Genomic DNA, 16,864 nt, shown 5'->3' on the forward strand with positions numbered 1-16,864 from the left:
GGCGAGGGCTTCCAGGGCGGTGCGACGTAAATCGGCCGCCACGCGCGCGTGCTGCCCTCTGCGTCAGCCCGTCATCGCCCGCGCCCCTGCCGTCACCACCACGGCCGCCGCGACGACGAGCAGGAAGGGAGCCCGCAGTAGCAGCGCCACGGCGGCTGCCGCGAGTCCTGCGGCCTTCGCGTCCAGGACCGGGACCCGGCCGTCGGCGAAGGTCTGCTGGGCCGTGAGGGCGGCCAGCAGAGCGACGGGCAGCAGGGCGGCCAGCCGTTTGACGAGCGGCCGTTCCAGGACGCCCGCGGGGACGAGGAGACCGATGAGCTTGACGGCGTAGCAGCCGACGGCGGTCACGCCGATCGCGATCCAGATGTTCAACGGTCTTCCCCTGATGTGTCGTTGGCGGGCTCCGCAGCGGTCCTACGTCCCCTGCGGCGGCCCTCCGCCCACAGGACGGCCGGGGCGGCGAGCGCGGCCACCAGGACGGGCACACCGGCAGGCAGTACGGGCAGGAGTCCGAGGCCGAGGACGACCGCGAGGCCCGCGACGGTCTGCTCCGTGGCGGTCTTGAGCATCGGCGCGAGCAGGGCCAGGAAGACGGCGGGCCCGGCGGCGTCCAGACCCCATGCGTCGGTGTCGCCAATGGCTTCGGCCCCCAGTGCGCCGAGCAGCGTGGTGAGATTCCACAGCACGTAGAGGGTCAGCCCTGTGACGGTGAAGCCGATCCGCACACTGCGTCGCGTGGGTTGAGCGAGCGCCACGGCCGCGGTCTCGTCGATGACCCACTGGGCGGCGAACGGCCGCACCGCGCGCGGGAGCGCCAACAACTGTGAAAGACGCAGTCCGTAGAAGGCGTTGCGTACCCCCAGGAAGAATGCGCCCGCCGCGGCGGTGAACGGGTTTCCTCCGGCCGCGAGCGCCCCCACGAGGGTGAACTGCGAGGCACCGGTGAACACCAGGAGGCTGAGCGCGCAGGTCTGCAACAGAGTGAGGCCGCTTCCCGCCGAGGTCACCCCGAAGGCGAAACCGGACAGTCCGACGGCGACCCCGACTCCGAGGGCATCTCGTACGACGGCGGCGTCGGGTTTTCCGCCGTCTTCACCACGTGTGTCCGCGAGAGCTGTCTGTTCTGCCACGCCTCGGACGGTAGAAGGAGCCTCTCCTGTGGGTCTTGTACGTTCTTGCGCTCGCGCTGGTACGCCCCCGGCGGAACGCCCACGATCCGGGTGAAGTGGCGGTTGAGGTGCGGCTGGTCGGTGAAGCCCACGGCGTGGGCGGCTTCGGCGGGTGCGGTGCCGGCGTCGAGGAGGTGGCGTACTCGGCGTACGCGGGCGTCGGTCAGCCAGGTGTGGGGAGGCATGCCATAGGTGTCCCGGAAGGCCCGCAGCAGCGAGAAGGGGCTGGTGCCGAGGTCGGTGGCGAGCCGTTCCAGGCTGGGCGGCTCGGTCATCCTCTCCTCGAGGACGGCACGCGCGCGTGCCGCGATTCGGGCGCCCGCCGTGCGCGGGGGACGCTGCGGGAGCGGCCCGCCGTTCAGTCGCAGCAGCCGGGTCACGGCGACCCTCAGCAGGGTGTCGGCGGCGAGTGCGTTGCCCTCGTCGGCGGCGCGGAGCACTTGGTGGACCAGGCGTACGGCGTAGGGATCGTCGAGCACCGGGGTGGTGAATCCGGGGGTGCCGCGGATCACGGTGGTTTCGGCGGCGATCTCGGCCACCAAGTCGGGGGACGGGTAGACCGCCCCGTACCGCCAGCCCTCGGGACCGCCCGCGCGACCGGTGTGCGGGGTGTCGGGGTTGACCAGAGCCAGGGAGCCGGGTCCTGCGTACTGGTCCGCGCCGCCGTGGTGGAAGACCTCGATGCCGTCGGCGATGGCGGCGATGACGAAGTTCTCGTGGGTGTGCCGGACGAAGGTCTTCCGGATGTACCGGGCCCGAAGCAGGTCGACACCGGGCAGTTCGGCGTACCGCCAGTGCCGCGCTCGCTCCCCCGAACCTGCCATGTGCCCATTCTGCGTCAGGTCGCTCCGCCGGGTTCGGCGGGCTTCGGGCGGCATGGGCACGGGTGTCGCCAGGACGCAGCCCGCGCGCCGCCCCCGTCACAGCCCGTGCCTCTGGCCCAGGCGCCTCGTGCCGACCCCCACCGGCCTCATGCCACCCCTTCCACGAGACTGTTTTCGCAGGTCAGACCCATTGTCAGTGGCGGGGTGCAGGATGGGGGCATGGTCAGGTCTGCACACGGTGCCCTCGACGGCTTCTCGCCCGCGACCCGCGGCTGGTTCGCGGGGGCCTTTGCCGCGCCCACCGACGCCCAGGCCGGGGCGTGGCGGGCCATCGAGGAGGGCTCGGACGTGCTCGTGGTCGCGCCTACCGGCTCCGGCAAGACGCTGGCCGCGTTCCTCGCCGCGCTCGACCAGCTGGCCTCGACGCCACCGCCGGCCGACCCCAAGAAACGCTGCCGGGTGCTGTACGTATCGCCGCTCAAGGCCCTCGCGGTCGACGTCGAGCGGAATCTGCGCAGCCCGCTGACCGGCATCAAGCAGGAAGCGGTGCGCCGCGGACTGCCCGAGCCCGAGGTGAAGGTCGGCATCCGTTCCGGCGACACCCCGGCCGCCGAGCGCCGCGCGCTGGCCACGCGCCCGCCGGACATCCTGATCACGACTCCGGAGTCGCTGTTCCTGATGCTCACATCGGCCACGCGCGAGGCGCTGACCGGTATCGAGACGGTGATCCTGGACGAGGTGCACGCGGTCGCGGGCACCAAGCGCGGCGCCCATCTCGCCCTGACCCTGGAGCGGCTCGACGAGCTGCTGCCGAAGCCTGCTCGTCGCATCGGCCTGTCCGCCACCGTCCGTCCGGTGGACGAGGTCGCCCGCTACCTCTCGCCCCGCCGCAAGGTGGAGATCGTTCAGCCACCGTCCGGCAAGGAATTCGACCTCTCCGTAGTCGTGCCCGTCGAGGATCTGGCCGAGCTGGGCGGCTCCCCGGTAGCCGACTCCGACGAGGGTGCCGAACGCCCGTCGATCTGGCCGCATGTCGAGGAGCGGATCGCCGATCTCGTCCAGGCACACCGCTCGACGATCGTGTTCGCGAACTCCCGGCGGCTCGCGGAGCGGCTCTGCAACCGGCTCAATGAGATCGCGTATGAGAGGGCGACGGGCGAGCCTCTGGAGGAGCACCATGCCCCGGCCGAGCTGATGGGTGGCTCGGGCGCGGCCCAGGGCGCCCCGCCGGTCATCGCGCGCGCCCACCACGGCTCGGTCTCCAAGGAGCAGCGCGCGCTGGTCGAGGAGGACCTGAAGGCCGGTCGTCTGCCCGCGGTGGTCGCCACCTCCAGTCTCGAACTCGGCATCGACATGGGCGCGGTGGACCTCGTCGTACAGGTCGAGTCCCCGCCGTCGGTGGCCTCCGGGCTGCAGCGCGTGGGCCGCGCGGGGCACCAGGTCGGGGCGGTCTCCACCGGTGTCGTCTTCCCCAAGTACCGAGGGGACCTCGTCCAGGCCGCGGTGGTCACCGAGCGGATGCGCACCGGCTCCATCGAGTCGCTCCGCGTCCCCGCCAACCCCCTGGACGTGCTGGCCCAGCAGCTGGTCGCCATGACCGCCCTCGACACCTGGCAGGTCGACGACCTGCTCGCGACGGTCCGCCGGGCCGCGCCCTTCGCGTCGCTTCCGGAGTCCGCGTTCACGGCGGTGCTCGACATGCTCGCGGGCCGCTATCCGTCCGACGCCTTCGCGGAGTTGCGGCCACGCGTCGTCTGGGACCGTGTTGCCGGGACGGTCACCGGGCGCCCCGGCGCGCAGCGCCTCGCCGTCACCTCCGGGGGCACGATTCCGGACCGCGGCCTCTTCGGGGTGTTCCTCGCGGGCGCCGACCCCAAGAAGGGCGGAGGCCGGGTCGGCGAGCTCGACGAGGAGATGGTCTACGAATCCCGAGTCGGCGATGTCTTCACGCTCGGCACCAGCTCCTGGCGTATCGAGGACATCACGCGCGACCGCGTCCTCGTCTCGCCCGCGCCCGGTGTGCCGGGCAGGCTGCCGTTCTGGAAGGGCGACCAGCTGGGCCGTCCGCTCGAACTGGGCCGCGCGGTGGGCGCGTTCCTCCGCGAGGTCGGCTCCCTGCCCAAGGACGACGCCCGGCTCCGGCTCCTCGCCGCCGGCCTCGACACCTGGGCCGCCGACAACGTCCTGTCCTATCTGGCCGAACAGCGCGAGGCCTGCGGCCACATCCCCGACGACCGCACCATCGTCGTCGAGCGGTTCCGCGACGAGCTGGGCGACTGGCGAGTCGTCGTGCACTCCCCCTTCGGTGCCCAGGTCCACGCTCCGTGGGCCCTCGCCCTTGGCACCCGCCTCTCCGAGCGGTACGGCATGGAGGCGCAGGTCATGCACGCCGACGACGGCATCGTGCTGCGCCTCCCGGACGCCGACCTGCTGGGCCTGGACCTGCTCGACCAGGAGCCCGTGAAGCGGGGCACGGAGTACGACTCGGAGCAGGCCCCCGTGGGCGCGGCGGACGTCGCCTTCGACAAGGGCGAGGTCAACCAGATCGTCACCGACCAGGTCGGCGGCTCCGCCCTGTTCGCGTCCCGCTTCCGCGAGTGCGCCGCCCGCGCCCTGCTGCTGCCGCGCCGCAACCCCGGCAAGCGCACCCCGCTGTGGCAGCAGCGCCAGCGCGCCGCCCAACTGCTCCAGGTGGCCAGCGAGTTCGGCTCCTTCCCGATCGTCCTGGAGGCGGTCCGCGAGTGCCTCCAGGACGTCTTCGACGTCCCTGGCCTCGCGGAACTGATGGGCGACATCGAGTCCCGCAAGGTGCGGCTCGTCGAGGTCACGACACCGGAGCCGTCACCGTTCGCGCGGTCACTGCTGTTCGGATACGTCGCGCAGTTCCTGTACGAGGGCGACTCCCCGCTCGCCGAGCGACGCGCCGCCGCCCTGTCGCTGGACTCGCGGCTCCTCGCCGAACTCCTCGGCCAGGCCGAGCTGCGCGAGCTCCTGGACGCCGACGTCCTGAGCGAGCTGGAGCGCGAACTCCAGTGGCTTACCGAGGACCGCCGTGCCAAGGACATCGAGAGCGTCGCGGATCTGCTGCGCCTGCTCGGCCCCCTCACGGACGCGGAACTGACCGAGCGCGGCGCCGAACCGGAGTGGGCCCCGGAGCTGGCCGCGTCCCGCCGCGCCATCCGGGTCCGGATCGCCGGGGCCGACCACTGGGCGGCGATCGAGGACGCGGGCCGACTGCGTGACGCGCTCGGCACGGCGCTGCCCGTCGGCGTCCCGGAGGCCTTCACCGAACCGGTCAAGGACCCGCTCGGCGACCTCCTCGCGCGGTACGCGCGCACCCACGGCCCGTTCACCTCGACCGCGGCGGCGGCACGCTTCGGCCTCGGTACGGCGGTCACCGAGGGCGCCCTGCAGAGGCTCGCCGCGGGCGGCCGTGTCGTACAAGGAGAGTTCCACCCGGCGGGGATCGGCCAGGAATGGTGCGACGCGACGGTGCTGCGTCGGCTGCGGCGCCGTTCGCTCGCGGCGCTGCGGCAGGAACTGGAGCCGGTGCCACCCGCCGCGCTCGCCCAGTTCCTGCCGCAGTGGCAGCACCTGGGCAGCGGGCACGGACTGCGCGGCATCGACGGACTCGTGCGCGCCGTCGAGCAGTTGCAGGGCGCCTCGGTGCCCGCATCCGCGCTCGAGAAGCTTGTCCTGCCGTCCCGGGTCGCGAACTACGCTCCGGCGATGCTCGACGAGCTGACCGCCGCCGGCGAGGTGGTATGGGCCGGAGCGGGCGCACTGCCCGGCAAGGACGGCTGGGTGTCCCTGTATCTGGCGGACGCGGCCCCCCTGCTGCTGCCGCCCCCGCACCCTCTGGAGCTGACCGCGCTCCACCAGTCGGTCCTGGACACCCTCTCGGGAGGCTACGGCCTCTTCTTCCGTCAGATCGCCGACCAGATCCGCGCCACCACGCACCCCGACGCCACAGACCCCCAACTCGCCGACGCCCTTTGGGATCTGGCCTGGTCGGGTCGGCTGACGAACGACACACTCGGCCCGATGCGCTCCCTCCTGGGATCGGGCCGCACCGCGGGTTCCACCGCCCATCGTGCGAAGCGCACGGTGCCGCGCGGACGGTACGGCAGCCTGACGGCCGCGGCGCGCCCCGCCTCCCGTACCGGCCCTCCCACCGTCGCGGGCCGCTGGTCGCTGCTCCCCGACCGCGAGGCCGACCCCACCGTGCGCGCCCATGCCCTGGCCCGCACGCTGCTCGACCGGCACGGCGTGGTCACCCGGGGCGCGGTCGCCGCGGAAGGGGTCGAGGGCGGCTTCTCGGCGACGTACCGTATTTTGTCCGCCTTCGAAGACAGCGGACAGGCACGCCGCGGCTATGTGGTGGAGGGGCTCGGTGCCGCACAGTTCGCGATGGACGGCGCGGTGGACCGGCTGCGCGCGGCGGCCAACGCGCGTGAGCGAGACGAGCCCCTGCCAGAGCCGGAGTTCCCGGGCGCGCCCGGATTCTTGGGCACCACCACCGGCTTCCCGGCCCCCTACGCCGATGCCCCCTCGGACACCGGCTTCCCCGGCAGCCCTGTATCCCGCCCCCGCCCGGGCAACGCCACCCGTGCCATCGTCCTGGCTGCCGCCGACCCGGCGAACGCGTATGGCGCGGCCCTCCCCTGGCCCGACCCCCCGGCCGGAGCGGGCCACAAGCCCGGCCGCAAGGCGGGTTCCCTGGTCGTACTGGTCGACGGCGAGCTGACCCTTTACATGGAGCGCGGCGGCAAGACCCTCCTGGCCTGGCCCTCCACCTCGGACGACACACCGCTGAACGACCCACGTCTGCGCATAGCCGCCGAGGCCCTCTCCGCAGCCGCCCGCGCGGGCTCCCTCGGCACGGTCACGGTGGAGCGTGTGAACGGCGCCTCGGCCCTGACGTCGCCCTTCGGCACGCTCCTGGAAGGAGCTGGTTTCCACGCGACGCCGCGGGGCCTACGCCTCCGCGCATAGGCCCACTCCGCCCGGCCCGGACACACGCACCTGCGGACCGAATGAGGCTCCGGGCCCCAGACCAGGTCGGCCTCGTCGTCACCGCTCCCCCTCCCAGCCGACCAGCCGACCCTCCCGCCCTCAGCCGCACAACCCGCCAGCAGCCTCCCCGCATCCCGACCAAGGCGCCCCCGCCCACCCCATGCCACCCTGGACCCCATGCCCGAAGGAGACACCGTCTGGCAGACCGCCCGGCGCCTGCACACCGCCCTCGCGGGCCGCGTGCTCACCCGCTCCGACCTTCGGGTGCCCAAGTACGCCACGGCCGACCTCACCGGACGCACCGTCCTGGACGTCACCCCACGCGGAAAGCACCTGCTCACCCGTATCGAGGGCGGGCTGACGTTGCACACGCACCTGCGAATGGACGGCTCCTGGAGGGTGTACGCACCCGGCGAGCGCTGGAGCGGCGGCCCCGGTCACCAGATCCGTGTGATCCTCGGCACCGCAGAGCACACAGCCGTCGGCTACCGGCTCCCCGTACTGGAACTGCTCCGCAGCACCGACGAACACCGGGCCGTGGGCCACCTCGGCCCCGACCTCCTGGGCCCGGACTGGAACCCCGACAAGGCCCTGGAGAACCTCCTGCGCGACCCAGCCCGCCCGCTCGGCGAAGCCCTCCTGGACCAGCGCAACCTCGCCGGAATCGGCAACATCTACAAGTGCGAGCTCTGCTTCCTGCTCGGGGCCACCCCCTGGCTGCCCGTAGGCGACCTCCCCGCCGAACGCGCCGCCCAGCTGCCCGCCCTCGCCAAGAAACTCCTGGAAGCCAATCGCGACCGCCCCGCCCGCAGCACCACGGGCCGCCGCGACCAGAACCTCTACGTGTACGGCCGCGCACCCCGCCCCTGCCTGCGCTGCCGCACCTCGATCCGTGCGGCGAACCAGGGCGACGGCTCCCGAGAGCGTCCCACGTACTGGTGTCCGACATGCCAGTCGGGCCCGGTCCCGGGAGCGAAGCCCTCCCCGTCACGTAGATCCCCATCCCGCACGACCCCACCACCCACGCCCCCATCCCGTACAACTAATTGACGATCCGTCAGAAACTCTCGTACGGTCCTTGCATGCCCGTCACGGCGTACGACCTCACCGGACGCACCGCTTTTGTCACCGGCGCCGCAAGTGGCATCGGCCGCGCCTGTGCCCTGCTGCTCGCGGAGGCGGGAGCCGTCGTCCACTGCGCGGACCGCGATGACCGAGGCCTCGACGAGACGGCGGACCTGATCAAGGACAAGGGCGGCGTGGCCCACACATACGCCCTCGACGTCACCGACCGCGCCCTGCTCGGCCAGGCGGTCGCGGCCTGTGAACGCCTCGATGTGATGGCCGCCGTCGCCGGGATCATGCACAGCAGCCCGGTCCTGGAGACTCGCGAGGAGGACCTCGACCGAGTACTCGGCGTCAACTTCAAGGGCGTGCTGTACGCGTGCCAGGAGGCGGCCCACGCCATGATCGCGTCCGGGATACGCGGCAGCATCGTCACCATGGCCTCGGGCGCTGTCGACACCGGAGGCCCCGGGCTGCTCTGCTACGGGGCGGCGAAGGCGGCAGTCGTCCAGTTGACGAAGACCCTGGCGACCGAGATGGGGCCGCACGGCATCCGCGTCAACGCGGTCGCGCCGGGCTGGATCCGTACACCCATGACGGACCGCAACGACGACGAGACCCAGGCGCGGACCGAGGCGTTCATGGCCCGGATGTCACCGCTGGGCCGGGTCGGCGAGCCGGAGGACATCGCGCACGCGGTCCTGTATCTCGCCTGCGACGCCTCGGCCTTCACGACGGGCCAGATCCTCCGCCCGAACGGAGGCGTGGCCATGCCTTGGTAGCACCAGCGCCGGGCCTACTCCTCAAAGCGCAACCGAAGCCTCTCGTCAGCCTTGGCCCGGTCCTTCGGCACACAGTGCACCGGAAGCAGACTCAACCCCCACCCACCGGCCACGGCCATTCCCTCCCACGCCCCGGCATCCGATGCAAACGCCCATCGCCCCGCTCCCCACCACCACAGCGCCCCGCCCCCCAGAGCCAGCCCCCACCGCCCTATTCGCACCGCCCGGCCCGCCATGGCGTCACCTCCAACCCGCCAACCGACGCTAGACAGCGACCGTCACCCACCGGCAGGGCGCATCAATTCTCACGAGGCACACCCGGCGCGCCACCACACCAAAGGCACCGTCGCTCCGCTTCGGGCGCCTACGACCCCTCCACCATCGCCGCCTCAGGACACACCGGCAAACGGTGCAAAAGTGATGAAATCGAAACACGAATGCTCCGGCAGCCGCCCTTCGGAACGCAAGAAGCCCCAGCAGCCACCCTCCAGCAACGCAAAAACCCCGACCGCACCCCTCCAGGTCTCCCCGGAGAGGCCCCGATCGGGGCCCTCACACAGTTCTCAGCTCATGTGGGCGAACTCACGACCGACCACAAGCCCGCAACCGTCAGGCGGCGACTACGTCGACCGCCTCGGCCGGCGCCTTGATCGTCACTCGTTCCGGTGGCACACCGGTCACTGACACGGAATTGAGCCTCGGGCGTACTGGCGTGGGCACAGGCTCAGTGACCGCTGCCGACCGGGCCAGCTCGGCGAGGGCAAGCTCATCACTCACTTCTCGCATGAGCTCGGACATCCGTACGTCCAGCGCGTCGCAAATCGCGGAGAGCAGCTCGGAGGAAGCCTCCTTCTGCCCCCGCTCCACCTCGGAGAGATAGCCGAGTGAAACTCGGGCGGACGAGGAGACTTCGCGCAGAGTACGGCCCTGGCGCTGGCGCTGCCGACGCAGCACGTCACCAAGCAGGCGACGGAGCAGAATCATCGGTGGCTCCCTCCTCGGGCCGTGTAGCCGCATCCTTCTCGCCCCACCGTACCGCCTTGCGCGGCGGCCGTGCGGGGAGCGATGTCGTGTTCACTCAGGGCTGCAAACATCAATTCCCCCCGTTCTGTTCCGTATCCTGTGCCCGCTCATTTCCCATGTGTTCGTGCTCGAGCTCCTCCAGGAGAAGCCCGAGCACGCTCCGTACACTCTCCATACGGATTTCCGTCCGGCCGCCGTTCAACCGCAGCGCCGCCACTTTCCCGCCACCAAAACCGCTGCCGATCTCCGTGGAAGGACCGTCGACGGCAATGAAAACCGTGCCGACCGGCTGCCCGTCCTGGCTTTCGGGTCCCGCGACACCGGTGGTCGCGATGCCCCAGTCCGCGCCGAGCACCTTGCGCACACCGGCCGCCATCTGTGCCGCGACCTGCGGATCCACCGCCCCACGCTGTTCCAGCAGGGTGGCGTCGACGCCGAGTACATCCCGCTTCACCTCGGTGGCGTACGAGGTCACGGAGCCGCGGAAGGCCTTGGAGGCCCCTGGCGCCGCGGTGATCGCCGCTGCCACCAGACCACCCGTCAGCGACTCGGCGACAGCCAGCGTCTCACCCTTCACTGTCAGTAGTCTCAGCACTTCAGCAGCTTGGGAAGCCATTATTCCGCCTCCTTTGCCGCGGCTTTCCGCTCGTCGAGACCCTGGCGTCGCAGCACAATGGCTTGTCTCACATAGTCGAGCCCGGTCACCACGGTCAGGGCGACCGCCACAGCCATCACCCAGAACCTCAGGGTGGCCAATGGCCCCGTCAGCACCAGGACGTACATCCCGACCGCCGTGCCCTGGGCGAGCGTCTTCATCTTGCCGCCGCGGCTCGCCGGAATGACGCCGTAGCGGATAACCAGGAAACGCAGCAGGGTAATTCCGAGTTCCCGCCCGAGGATGACACCCGTCACCCACCACGGCAGATCGCCGAGCGAGGACAGACAGATCAGCGCGGCCCCCATGATCGCCTTGTCGGCGATCGGGTCGGCGATCTTCCCGAAGTCGGTGACGAGGTTGTACGTACGCGCCAGGTGACCGTCGAAGATGTCGGTGATCATGGCAACCGCGAAGGCGGCCCAGGCCCAGGCCCGCCAGACCGGGTCGTATCCGCCGTCGGCCAGCATCAGCGCGACGAAGCCCGGCACGAGCACGAGACGGAGCATGGTCAGAAGGTTCGCGACATTCCAGACGCTGGCCTGATTGACGGCCACGGCGCTCAGCTTCCCGCCGCGCGACGACTTCGAGCCCTGAGCACCGGAAGCGCCCGTACCGGTAGCGCCGGCGGCAGCACCACGCGTGCCCGGCGCGCCGGGGCCGCCCGCCGCGGATGCCGGGACTCCCGTCATCTGGCAGCCTCCTCAGGACCTGCGAGCGAGCCCAGGAGCGGCTCGGCCACCAGGTCGACGCCTTCCGTACCGACCACCTTCGCCTCGACCATACGACCGACCGTCAGGCCTTCGCCGCTCGTGAACAGCACCTGGCCGTCGGTCTCCGGCGCCTGGTGCGCCGCACGGCCGGTCGCACCCTCGGCGGCGTCGAGCGACTCGACGAGCACCTCCACACTCTCGCCGAGGCGCTCCTCGGCCCGCTGCGAGACCAGCTCCTCCGCGAGCCGCGAGATGCGGGCAAGCCGCTCGGCGACGACGTCCTCGTCCAGCTTGTTCTCGTACGTCGCCGCCTCCGTGCCCTCCTCGTCGGAGTACCCGAAGACGCCGATCGCGTCCAGCCGCGCGCCGTTCAGGAACCGCTCCAGCTCGGCCAGGTCGTCCGCGCTCTCGCCGGGGAAGCCCACGATGAAGTTGGACCGCACGCCCGCCTGCGGGGCCTTGGCGCGGATCGTGTCGAGCAGCTCCAGGAACCGGTCGGTGTCTCCGAAGCGCCGCATCGCGCGCAGCACACCGGGAGCGGAGTGCTGGAAGGACAGGTCGAAGTAGGGCGCGATCTTCGGCGTCGAGGTCAGTACGTCGATGAGCCCGGGCCGCATCTCGGCGGGCTGCAGATAGCTGACCCGCACCCGCTCGATCCCGTCGACATCGGCGAGCTCGGGCAGCAGCGTCTCCAGGAGCCTGATGTCGCCCAGGTCCTTGCCGTACGAAGTGTTGTTCTCGGAGACCAGCATGATCTCCTTGACACCTTGCTCGGCCAGCCAGCGCGTCTCGCCCAGGACGTCGGACGGCCGCCGCGAGATGAAGGAGCCTCGGAAGGACGGGATGGCGCAGAAGGAGCAGCGCCGGTCGCAGCCGGAGGCCAGCTTCACCGAGGCGACCGGAGAGCCGTCGAGACGGCGCCGCAGGGGCGCACGGGGGCCCGAGGACGGAGCGAGCCCCTCGGGAAGATCGGCCGGGCCGTGCCCGGGAAGCGCGACCTCGGCCGCCGACTCCTGCCGCTCGGCGGGGCTGATCGGCAGCAGCTTGCGGCGGTCCCGCGGTGTGTGCGCGGCGTGGATCCCGCCGTTCAGGATCGTCTGGAGCCGGTCGGAGATGTCCGCGTAGTCGTCGAAGCCCAGCACGCCGTCGGCCTCGGGCAGTGCCTCGGCGAGTTCCTTGCCGTACCGCTCGGCCATGCAGCCGACGGCGACGACGGCCTGGGTTCTGCCGTGCCCCTTGAGGTCGTTCGCCTCCAGGAGCGCGTCGACGGAGTCCTTCTTGGCGGCTTCGACGAAGCCGCACGTGTTCACGACGGCGACGTCCGCTTCCTCGGCGTCCTTCACGAGATGCCAGCCGTCCGCCTCCAAGCGGCCTGCGAGCTCCTCCGAGTCCACCTCGTTACGAGCGCAGCCAAGAGTGACAAGTGCGACGGTACGGCGTTCAGGCATGGGCTCAAGACTACTTCGTCCCACTGACAGCCCACGTCGACGGGGTTGGCCGATCTTGGCCAACCCCGTGCCCGCCTGCCCGTGAATGCCGTACCGCTCAGCCGACCTCGGGGTCGCCCTTCGTGTACGTCAGGCGCTCGACGCCTCCCGGGCGGAACTCGTCGTCGATCTTCTTGCCGTTCACGTACAGCTGGAGCGCACCCGCGTCACCCAGGACGAGGTCGATCTTCTCCTTGTCCTGGAAGGTCTTGGAGTCGCCCTGTTCCAGGAAGCCGTCGAACAGTCGTCGGCCGTTGTGGTCGTGGGCCGAGATCCAGCTGCGCCCCTCGGGGGCGGTCACCCGGACGGTCACCTTGTCCTGCGGCGCCGCCGCGATGGCGCTGTCCTCAGCGTCAGGCGTGGGGTCGGCGGTCTTGTCCGGCTTGCGGTCGGGGGACTTGGTGGCGGCGGGCGTGGAACCCTCGGCGACCTGTGTCTTCGCATCGGCTCCGTCGTCGCCGTTGACCAGCGTGAACCCGACAAAACCAATCACGGCGACGATCGCGGCGACCATGGCCGCGGTCCAGTTGGGCCGCTGGCGCTCCGGACGGATCCGCTCCGCCTCGAACAGCGGTGCCGCCGGCGTCGGCGCCGGACGCCCGCCGTGCTCGGCGGCGAACTGCGCGAGCAGCGGATCCGGATCGATGTGCACGGCGCGTGCCAGGGTCCGGATGTGGCCGCGTGCGTAGACATCTCCGCCGCAGGGAGCGAAGTCGTCCTGCTCGATCGCTTGCACGATGGCGATGCGGACCCGGGTGGCGTTACTGACATCGTCGACGGTCAGCCCTGCGTCGATACGTGCCTGTCGCAGCGCAGTGCCGATCGAGGGACGGTCGTCTTCTTCGAAGGGACGCTCGTCCTCAGGGGTGTTGTCCTCAGGGGAGTTGCCGATGGACACGGGGGCGCCTTTCGAGCGTGTAGCCACCTGTGCTGGAGGTTCAGTCTATGGGGGGTACGAAAGGGTGGGGCAACCGGGCGGTATCACTTTGTACGCCATCGGAATGGCCGGACATCCTGATGGTGGGACACGTACCTGTCCCTCCCCTCAACTTGACGTGCGCCGAAGGGAAACGGTTGCTCGCCGCTTCTTTACGGATGAGTCACGTTCGCGCATCGTCGACCCACTCGTACAGGTACCCGGCCCGCACCGATTCCTGACGGTGATTCCTTACGGTTGAGCCTCCCCACGGATCACCGCGAGCACTCCGTCCAGCTCGTCAGGTTTCACAAGAACATCACGAGCTTTGGAACCCTCGCTCGGCCCGACGATGTTGCGGGACTCCATGAGGTCCATCAGCCGCCCGGCCTTGGCGAATCCGACGCGCAGCTTGCGCTGGAGCATCGAGGTGGATCCGAACTGCGTGGAGACGACGAGTTCGGCCGCCTGGCACAGCAGGTCGAGGTCGTCGCCGATGTCCTCGTCGATCTCCTTCTTCTGCTTGGTGCCGACCACGACGTCGTCCCTGAAGACCGGCGCCATCTGGTCCTTGCAGTGCTGCACGACCGCCGCGACCTCGTCCTCGGTCACGAACGCGCCCTGCATACGGGTCGGCTTGTTCGCGCCCATCGGCAGGAAGAGCCCGTCGCCCTTGCCGATCAGCTTCTCGGCGCCGGGCTGGTCGAGGATGACGCGGCTGTCGGCGAGCGAGGAGGTGGCGAAGGCGAGCCGGGACGGCACGTTCGCCTTGATCAGACCGGTGACGACGTCCACGGAGGGCCGCTGGGTGGCGAGGACGAGATGGATGCCGGCCGCGCGCGCGAGCTGCGTGATGCGCACGATGGCGTCTTCGACGTCCCTGGGGGCGACCATCATCAGGTCGGCGAGCTCATCGACGATCACCAGCAGATACGGGTACGGGCTGAGCTCGCGCTCACTGCCCTCTGGCAGCTTGACCTTGCCGTTCCTGATGGCCGCGTTGAAGTCGTCGATGTGCCGGAAGCCGAACGCCGCGAGGTCGTCGTAGCGCAGATCCATCTCCCGTACGACCCACTGCAGCGCCTCGGCGGCCCGCTTCGGGTTGGTGATGATCGGCGTGATCAGGTGCGGAATGCCTTCGTACGCGGTGAGTTCGACGCGCTTGGGGTCGACGAGCACCATGCGGACGTCCTCGGGAGTCGCCCTGACCATGACCGACGTGATCAGGCAGTTGATGCAGGACGACTTACCGGAACCAGTCGCTCCGGCCACCAGCACGTGCGGCATCTTCGCGAGGTTGGCCATCACATAGCCGCCCTCGACGTCCTTGCCGAGCGCGACCAGCATCGGATGGTCGTCCTCGGCCGCGTCGGCCAGCCGCAGTACGTCGCCCAGGTTGACCATCTCGCGGTCGGTGTTGGGGATCTCGATGCCGACCGCCGACTTGCCCGGGATCGGGCTGATGATCCGCACATCCGGGCTGGCGACGGCATACGCGATGTTCTTGGTGAGAGCCGTGATGCGCTCGACCTTCACGGCGGGGCCGAGCTCGACCTCGTACCGCGTGACCGTCGGGCCGCGCGTGAAGCCGGTGACGGAGGCGTCGACCTTGAACTCGGTGAAGACGGTGGTGAGCGACTCGACGATGGCGTCGTTGGCGGCGCTGCGCGCCTTGCCGGGGCCGCCGCGCTCCAGGAGGTCGAGCGACGGCAGGGAGTACGTGATGTCACCGGAGAGCTGGAGCTGTTCGGCGCGCTGCGGGAGTTCGCGCGGCTCCTGAGGGGGCGCCTTGGTCAGGTCGGCGACCTCGGCCTTCAGCATCTCCTGCTTGGGCTTGCCGCCCTTGCTGCGCGCGGCCGGCACCGGCGTCGTCTGGTGCCCACCCCCCGTGTCCTCGCGCTCACCGCGGTCCGCCCCGACGCCCTGCGTCAGATCGGCCACGAGCGACGAGGGCGGCATCCCGTGCATCACGGCACCGTCGAGCGCCGCCGCAGCCGCCGCGGCAACGTCCACCGCGTCCATCTGCCGGTCTGCGGCGGGTTGCTGCGCAGCGGGCCGCCTGGAGCGGCTCCGGCGCTTGGAGAGCGCCTCCTGCTCGGCACTGTCCGGGTCGTACTCCTCGGACGCCCGAGGCGCGGAGCGGCGCTTTCGGGAGCGCGCGGGCAGCGCCTCGCGCCACTGGTCGTCGTAGCGCTCGTCGTCCTCGCTGAAGCCGTCCTCGGCCGTCTGCGGCTGTACGAGGCCGAGCTTGGTGCCGAGCAGCCGCAGCCTCTGCGGGATGGCGTTGACGGGGGTCGCCGTGACGACCAGGAGCCCGAAAACGGTGAGCAGCACGAGGAGCGGTACGGCCAGGATCTGGCCCATCATGTACGTCAGCGGCGTCGCCGCGCCCCAGCCGATGAGCCCGCCGGCGTCCCGTACCGCCTGCATGCCGTCGCTGCGCGCGGGCGCCCCGCAGGCGATGTGGACCTGACCCAGTACACCGATGACGAGCGCGGACAGCCCGATGACGATACGTCCGTTGGCCTCGGGTTTCTCGGGGTGCCGGATGAGTCGTACCGCGATCACCGCGAGCAGGAGCGGAACGAGCAGGTCGAGGCGGCCGAAGGCGCCGGTCACCAGCAGCTCGACGAGGTCGCCGACAGGGCCGCGGAGGTTGGACCAGGTGCCCGCAGCGACAATCAGGGCGAGGCCGAGCAGCAGCAGGGCGAGTCCGTCCTTTCGATGCGCCGGGTCGAGCCCCTTCGCGCCCCGCCCTATGCCTCGGAACACGGCGCCGACGGCGTGCGCGAGACCGAGCCAGAGGGCGCGTACGAGTTTGAACACGCCCCCGGTGGGGTTGGGTGCCGGCTTGGGCGGGGCGGCTTTCCTGGCCGCGGCCTTCTTCGCAGGAGCCTTCTTGGCCGGAGCCTTCTTGGCCGGGGCTTTCTTCGCGGGGGCCTTCTTCGCCGCAGCCTTCTTCGGAGCGGCCGCCTTCTTCGCGGTCGACTTCTTGGCTGCGGGCTGACGTGAGGCCATGGGTGCGAGGTTACCGGTGGAGACCACTGCGGACACGTATGCCTCTGCTTCACCCGTTCGTGTCACCTCCGTCGAGGCGCCAAGCTGACGGGGCCTCAACCGCCGTACGGAACTTGCCGGGTGAAGGACGCCGCAGAGCAGCGCCGTTCAGCTCAGCTCCCAGGCAGGCAGCCAACTCACCCGCAGGCCATCAGCT

The 16,864-nt window shown here is 70.6% G+C and carries 11 protein-coding genes and 1 pseudogene; 3 read left to right on the forward strand and 9 right to left on the reverse strand.

Annotated elements, in window-relative coordinates; genetic code table 11:
* Window positions 1-63 precede the first annotated feature (63 nt).
* The 3 genes and pseudogenes from OP79_RS06065 to OP79_RS06070 form a co-directional block, all read right to left on the reverse strand.
* A complete protein-coding gene (locus tag OP79_RS06065; RefSeq protein WP_033318919.1) occupies window positions 64-372 on the reverse strand; it encodes an AzlD domain-containing protein in 309 nt (102 codons plus the stop codon).
* The gene (locus OP79_RS51360; protein WP_078491630.1) at window positions 369-1,130 is read right to left on the reverse strand and encodes an AzlC family ABC transporter permease; all 762 of its coding nucleotides are present in this window, start codon (window positions 1,128-1,130) and stop codon (window positions 369-371) included. Before OP79_RS51360 ends, OP79_RS06065 begins: the two co-directional genes overlap by 4 nt.
* A 113-nt stretch (window positions 1,131-1,243) precedes the next feature.
* A pseudogene (locus OP79_RS06070) lies at window positions 1,244-2,047 on the reverse strand (AraC family transcriptional regulator); the annotation flags it as partial.
* 165 nt (window positions 2,048-2,212) lie between these two features.
* Between OP79_RS06070 and OP79_RS06075 the strand changes: the two are divergent.
* The 3 genes from OP79_RS06075 (at window position 2,213) to OP79_RS06085 (ending at window position 8,856) form a co-directional block, all read left to right on the forward strand.
* Complete coding sequence (locus OP79_RS06075) at window positions 2,213-6,988, forward strand: ATP-dependent helicase (RefSeq protein WP_033318921.1); 4,776 nt, start codon at window positions 2,213-2,215, stop codon at window positions 6,986-6,988.
* Between the two features lie 198 nt (window positions 6,989-7,186).
* On the forward strand, window positions 7,187-8,059 hold the full coding sequence (locus OP79_RS06080; RefSeq protein ID WP_033318922.1) for an Fpg/Nei family DNA glycosylase: 873 nt from the start codon (window positions 7,187-7,189) through the stop codon (window positions 8,057-8,059).
* A 32-nt stretch (window positions 8,060-8,091) separates the two neighbouring features.
* Complete coding sequence (locus OP79_RS06085) at window positions 8,092-8,856, forward strand: SDR family NAD(P)-dependent oxidoreductase (RefSeq protein ID WP_033318923.1); 765 nt, start codon at window positions 8,092-8,094, stop codon at window positions 8,854-8,856.
* A 609-nt stretch (window positions 8,857-9,465) separates the two neighbouring features.
* On the opposite strand, the gene OP79_RS06090 is transcribed toward OP79_RS06085, so the two are convergent.
* From OP79_RS06090 to OP79_RS06115, 6 genes are all read right to left on the reverse strand, one after another.
* Window positions 9,466-9,840, reverse strand: coding sequence for a helix-turn-helix domain-containing protein (locus tag OP79_RS06090; protein ID WP_033318924.1), 375 nt, complete (start codon window positions 9,838-9,840; stop codon window positions 9,466-9,468).
* Between the two features lie 109 nt (window positions 9,841-9,949).
* On the reverse strand, window positions 9,950-10,495 hold the full coding sequence (locus OP79_RS06095) for a CinA family protein (protein ID WP_033318925.1): 546 nt from the start codon (window positions 10,493-10,495) through the stop codon (window positions 9,950-9,952).
* Window positions 10,495-11,226, reverse strand: coding sequence for a CDP-diacylglycerol--glycerol-3-phosphate 3-phosphatidyltransferase (gene pgsA, locus OP79_RS06100; RefSeq protein WP_033318926.1), 732 nt, complete (start codon window positions 11,224-11,226; stop codon window positions 10,495-10,497). The genes OP79_RS06095 and pgsA overlap by 1 nt, the downstream gene beginning before the upstream one ends.
* Window positions 11,223-12,695 (reverse strand): 30S ribosomal protein S12 methylthiotransferase RimO, encoded by a 1,473-nt coding sequence (gene rimO, locus OP79_RS06105; RefSeq protein ID WP_033318927.1) that lies wholly within the window; start codon window positions 12,693-12,695, stop codon window positions 11,223-11,225. Before rimO ends, pgsA begins: the two co-directional genes overlap by 4 nt.
* A 97-nt stretch (window positions 12,696-12,792) precedes the next feature.
* Window positions 12,793-13,632 (reverse strand): helix-turn-helix domain-containing protein, encoded by an 840-nt coding sequence (locus OP79_RS06110; protein WP_033318928.1) that lies wholly within the window; start codon window positions 13,630-13,632, stop codon window positions 12,793-12,795.
* A 270-nt stretch (window positions 13,633-13,902) separates the two neighbouring features.
* Entirely contained in the window at window positions 13,903-16,668 is a 2,766-nt protein-coding gene (locus tag OP79_RS06115; RefSeq protein WP_051744437.1) for a DNA translocase FtsK, read from the reverse strand.
* Window positions 16,669-16,864: the final 196 nt, after the last annotated feature.

Source organism: Streptomyces yerevanensis (genome assembly GCF_000716805.1).
Lineage (GTDB): Bacteria > Actinomycetota > Actinomycetes > Streptomycetales > Streptomycetaceae > Streptomyces > Streptomyces flaveus.

Coding starts and splice junctions, on each gene's coding strand:
- OP79_RS06075 (WP_033318921.1), top strand. CDS start 2,213: ATGGTCAGGTCTGCACACGGTGCCCTCGACGGCTTCTCGCCCGCGACC.
- OP79_RS06115 (WP_051744437.1), bottom strand. CDS start 16,668: ATGGCCTCACGTCAGCCCGCAGCCAAGAAGTCGACCGCGAAGAAGGCG.
- rimO (WP_033318927.1), bottom strand. CDS start 12,695: ATGCCTGAACGCCGTACCGTCGCACTTGTCACTCTTGGCTGCGCTCGT.
- OP79_RS06095 (WP_033318925.1), bottom strand. CDS start 10,495: ATGGCTTCCCAAGCTGCTGAAGTGCTGAGACTACTGACAGTGAAGGGT.
- OP79_RS06090 (WP_033318924.1), bottom strand. CDS start 9,840: ATGATTCTGCTCCGTCGCCTGCTTGGTGACGTGCTGCGTCGGCAGCGC.
- OP79_RS06080 (WP_033318922.1), top strand. CDS start 7,187: ATGCCCGAAGGAGACACCGTCTGGCAGACCGCCCGGCGCCTGCACACC.
- OP79_RS06085 (WP_033318923.1), top strand. CDS start 8,092: ATGCCCGTCACGGCGTACGACCTCACCGGACGCACCGCTTTTGTCACC.
- pgsA (WP_033318926.1), bottom strand. CDS start 11,226: ATGACGGGAGTCCCGGCATCCGCGGCGGGCGGCCCCGGCGCGCCGGGC.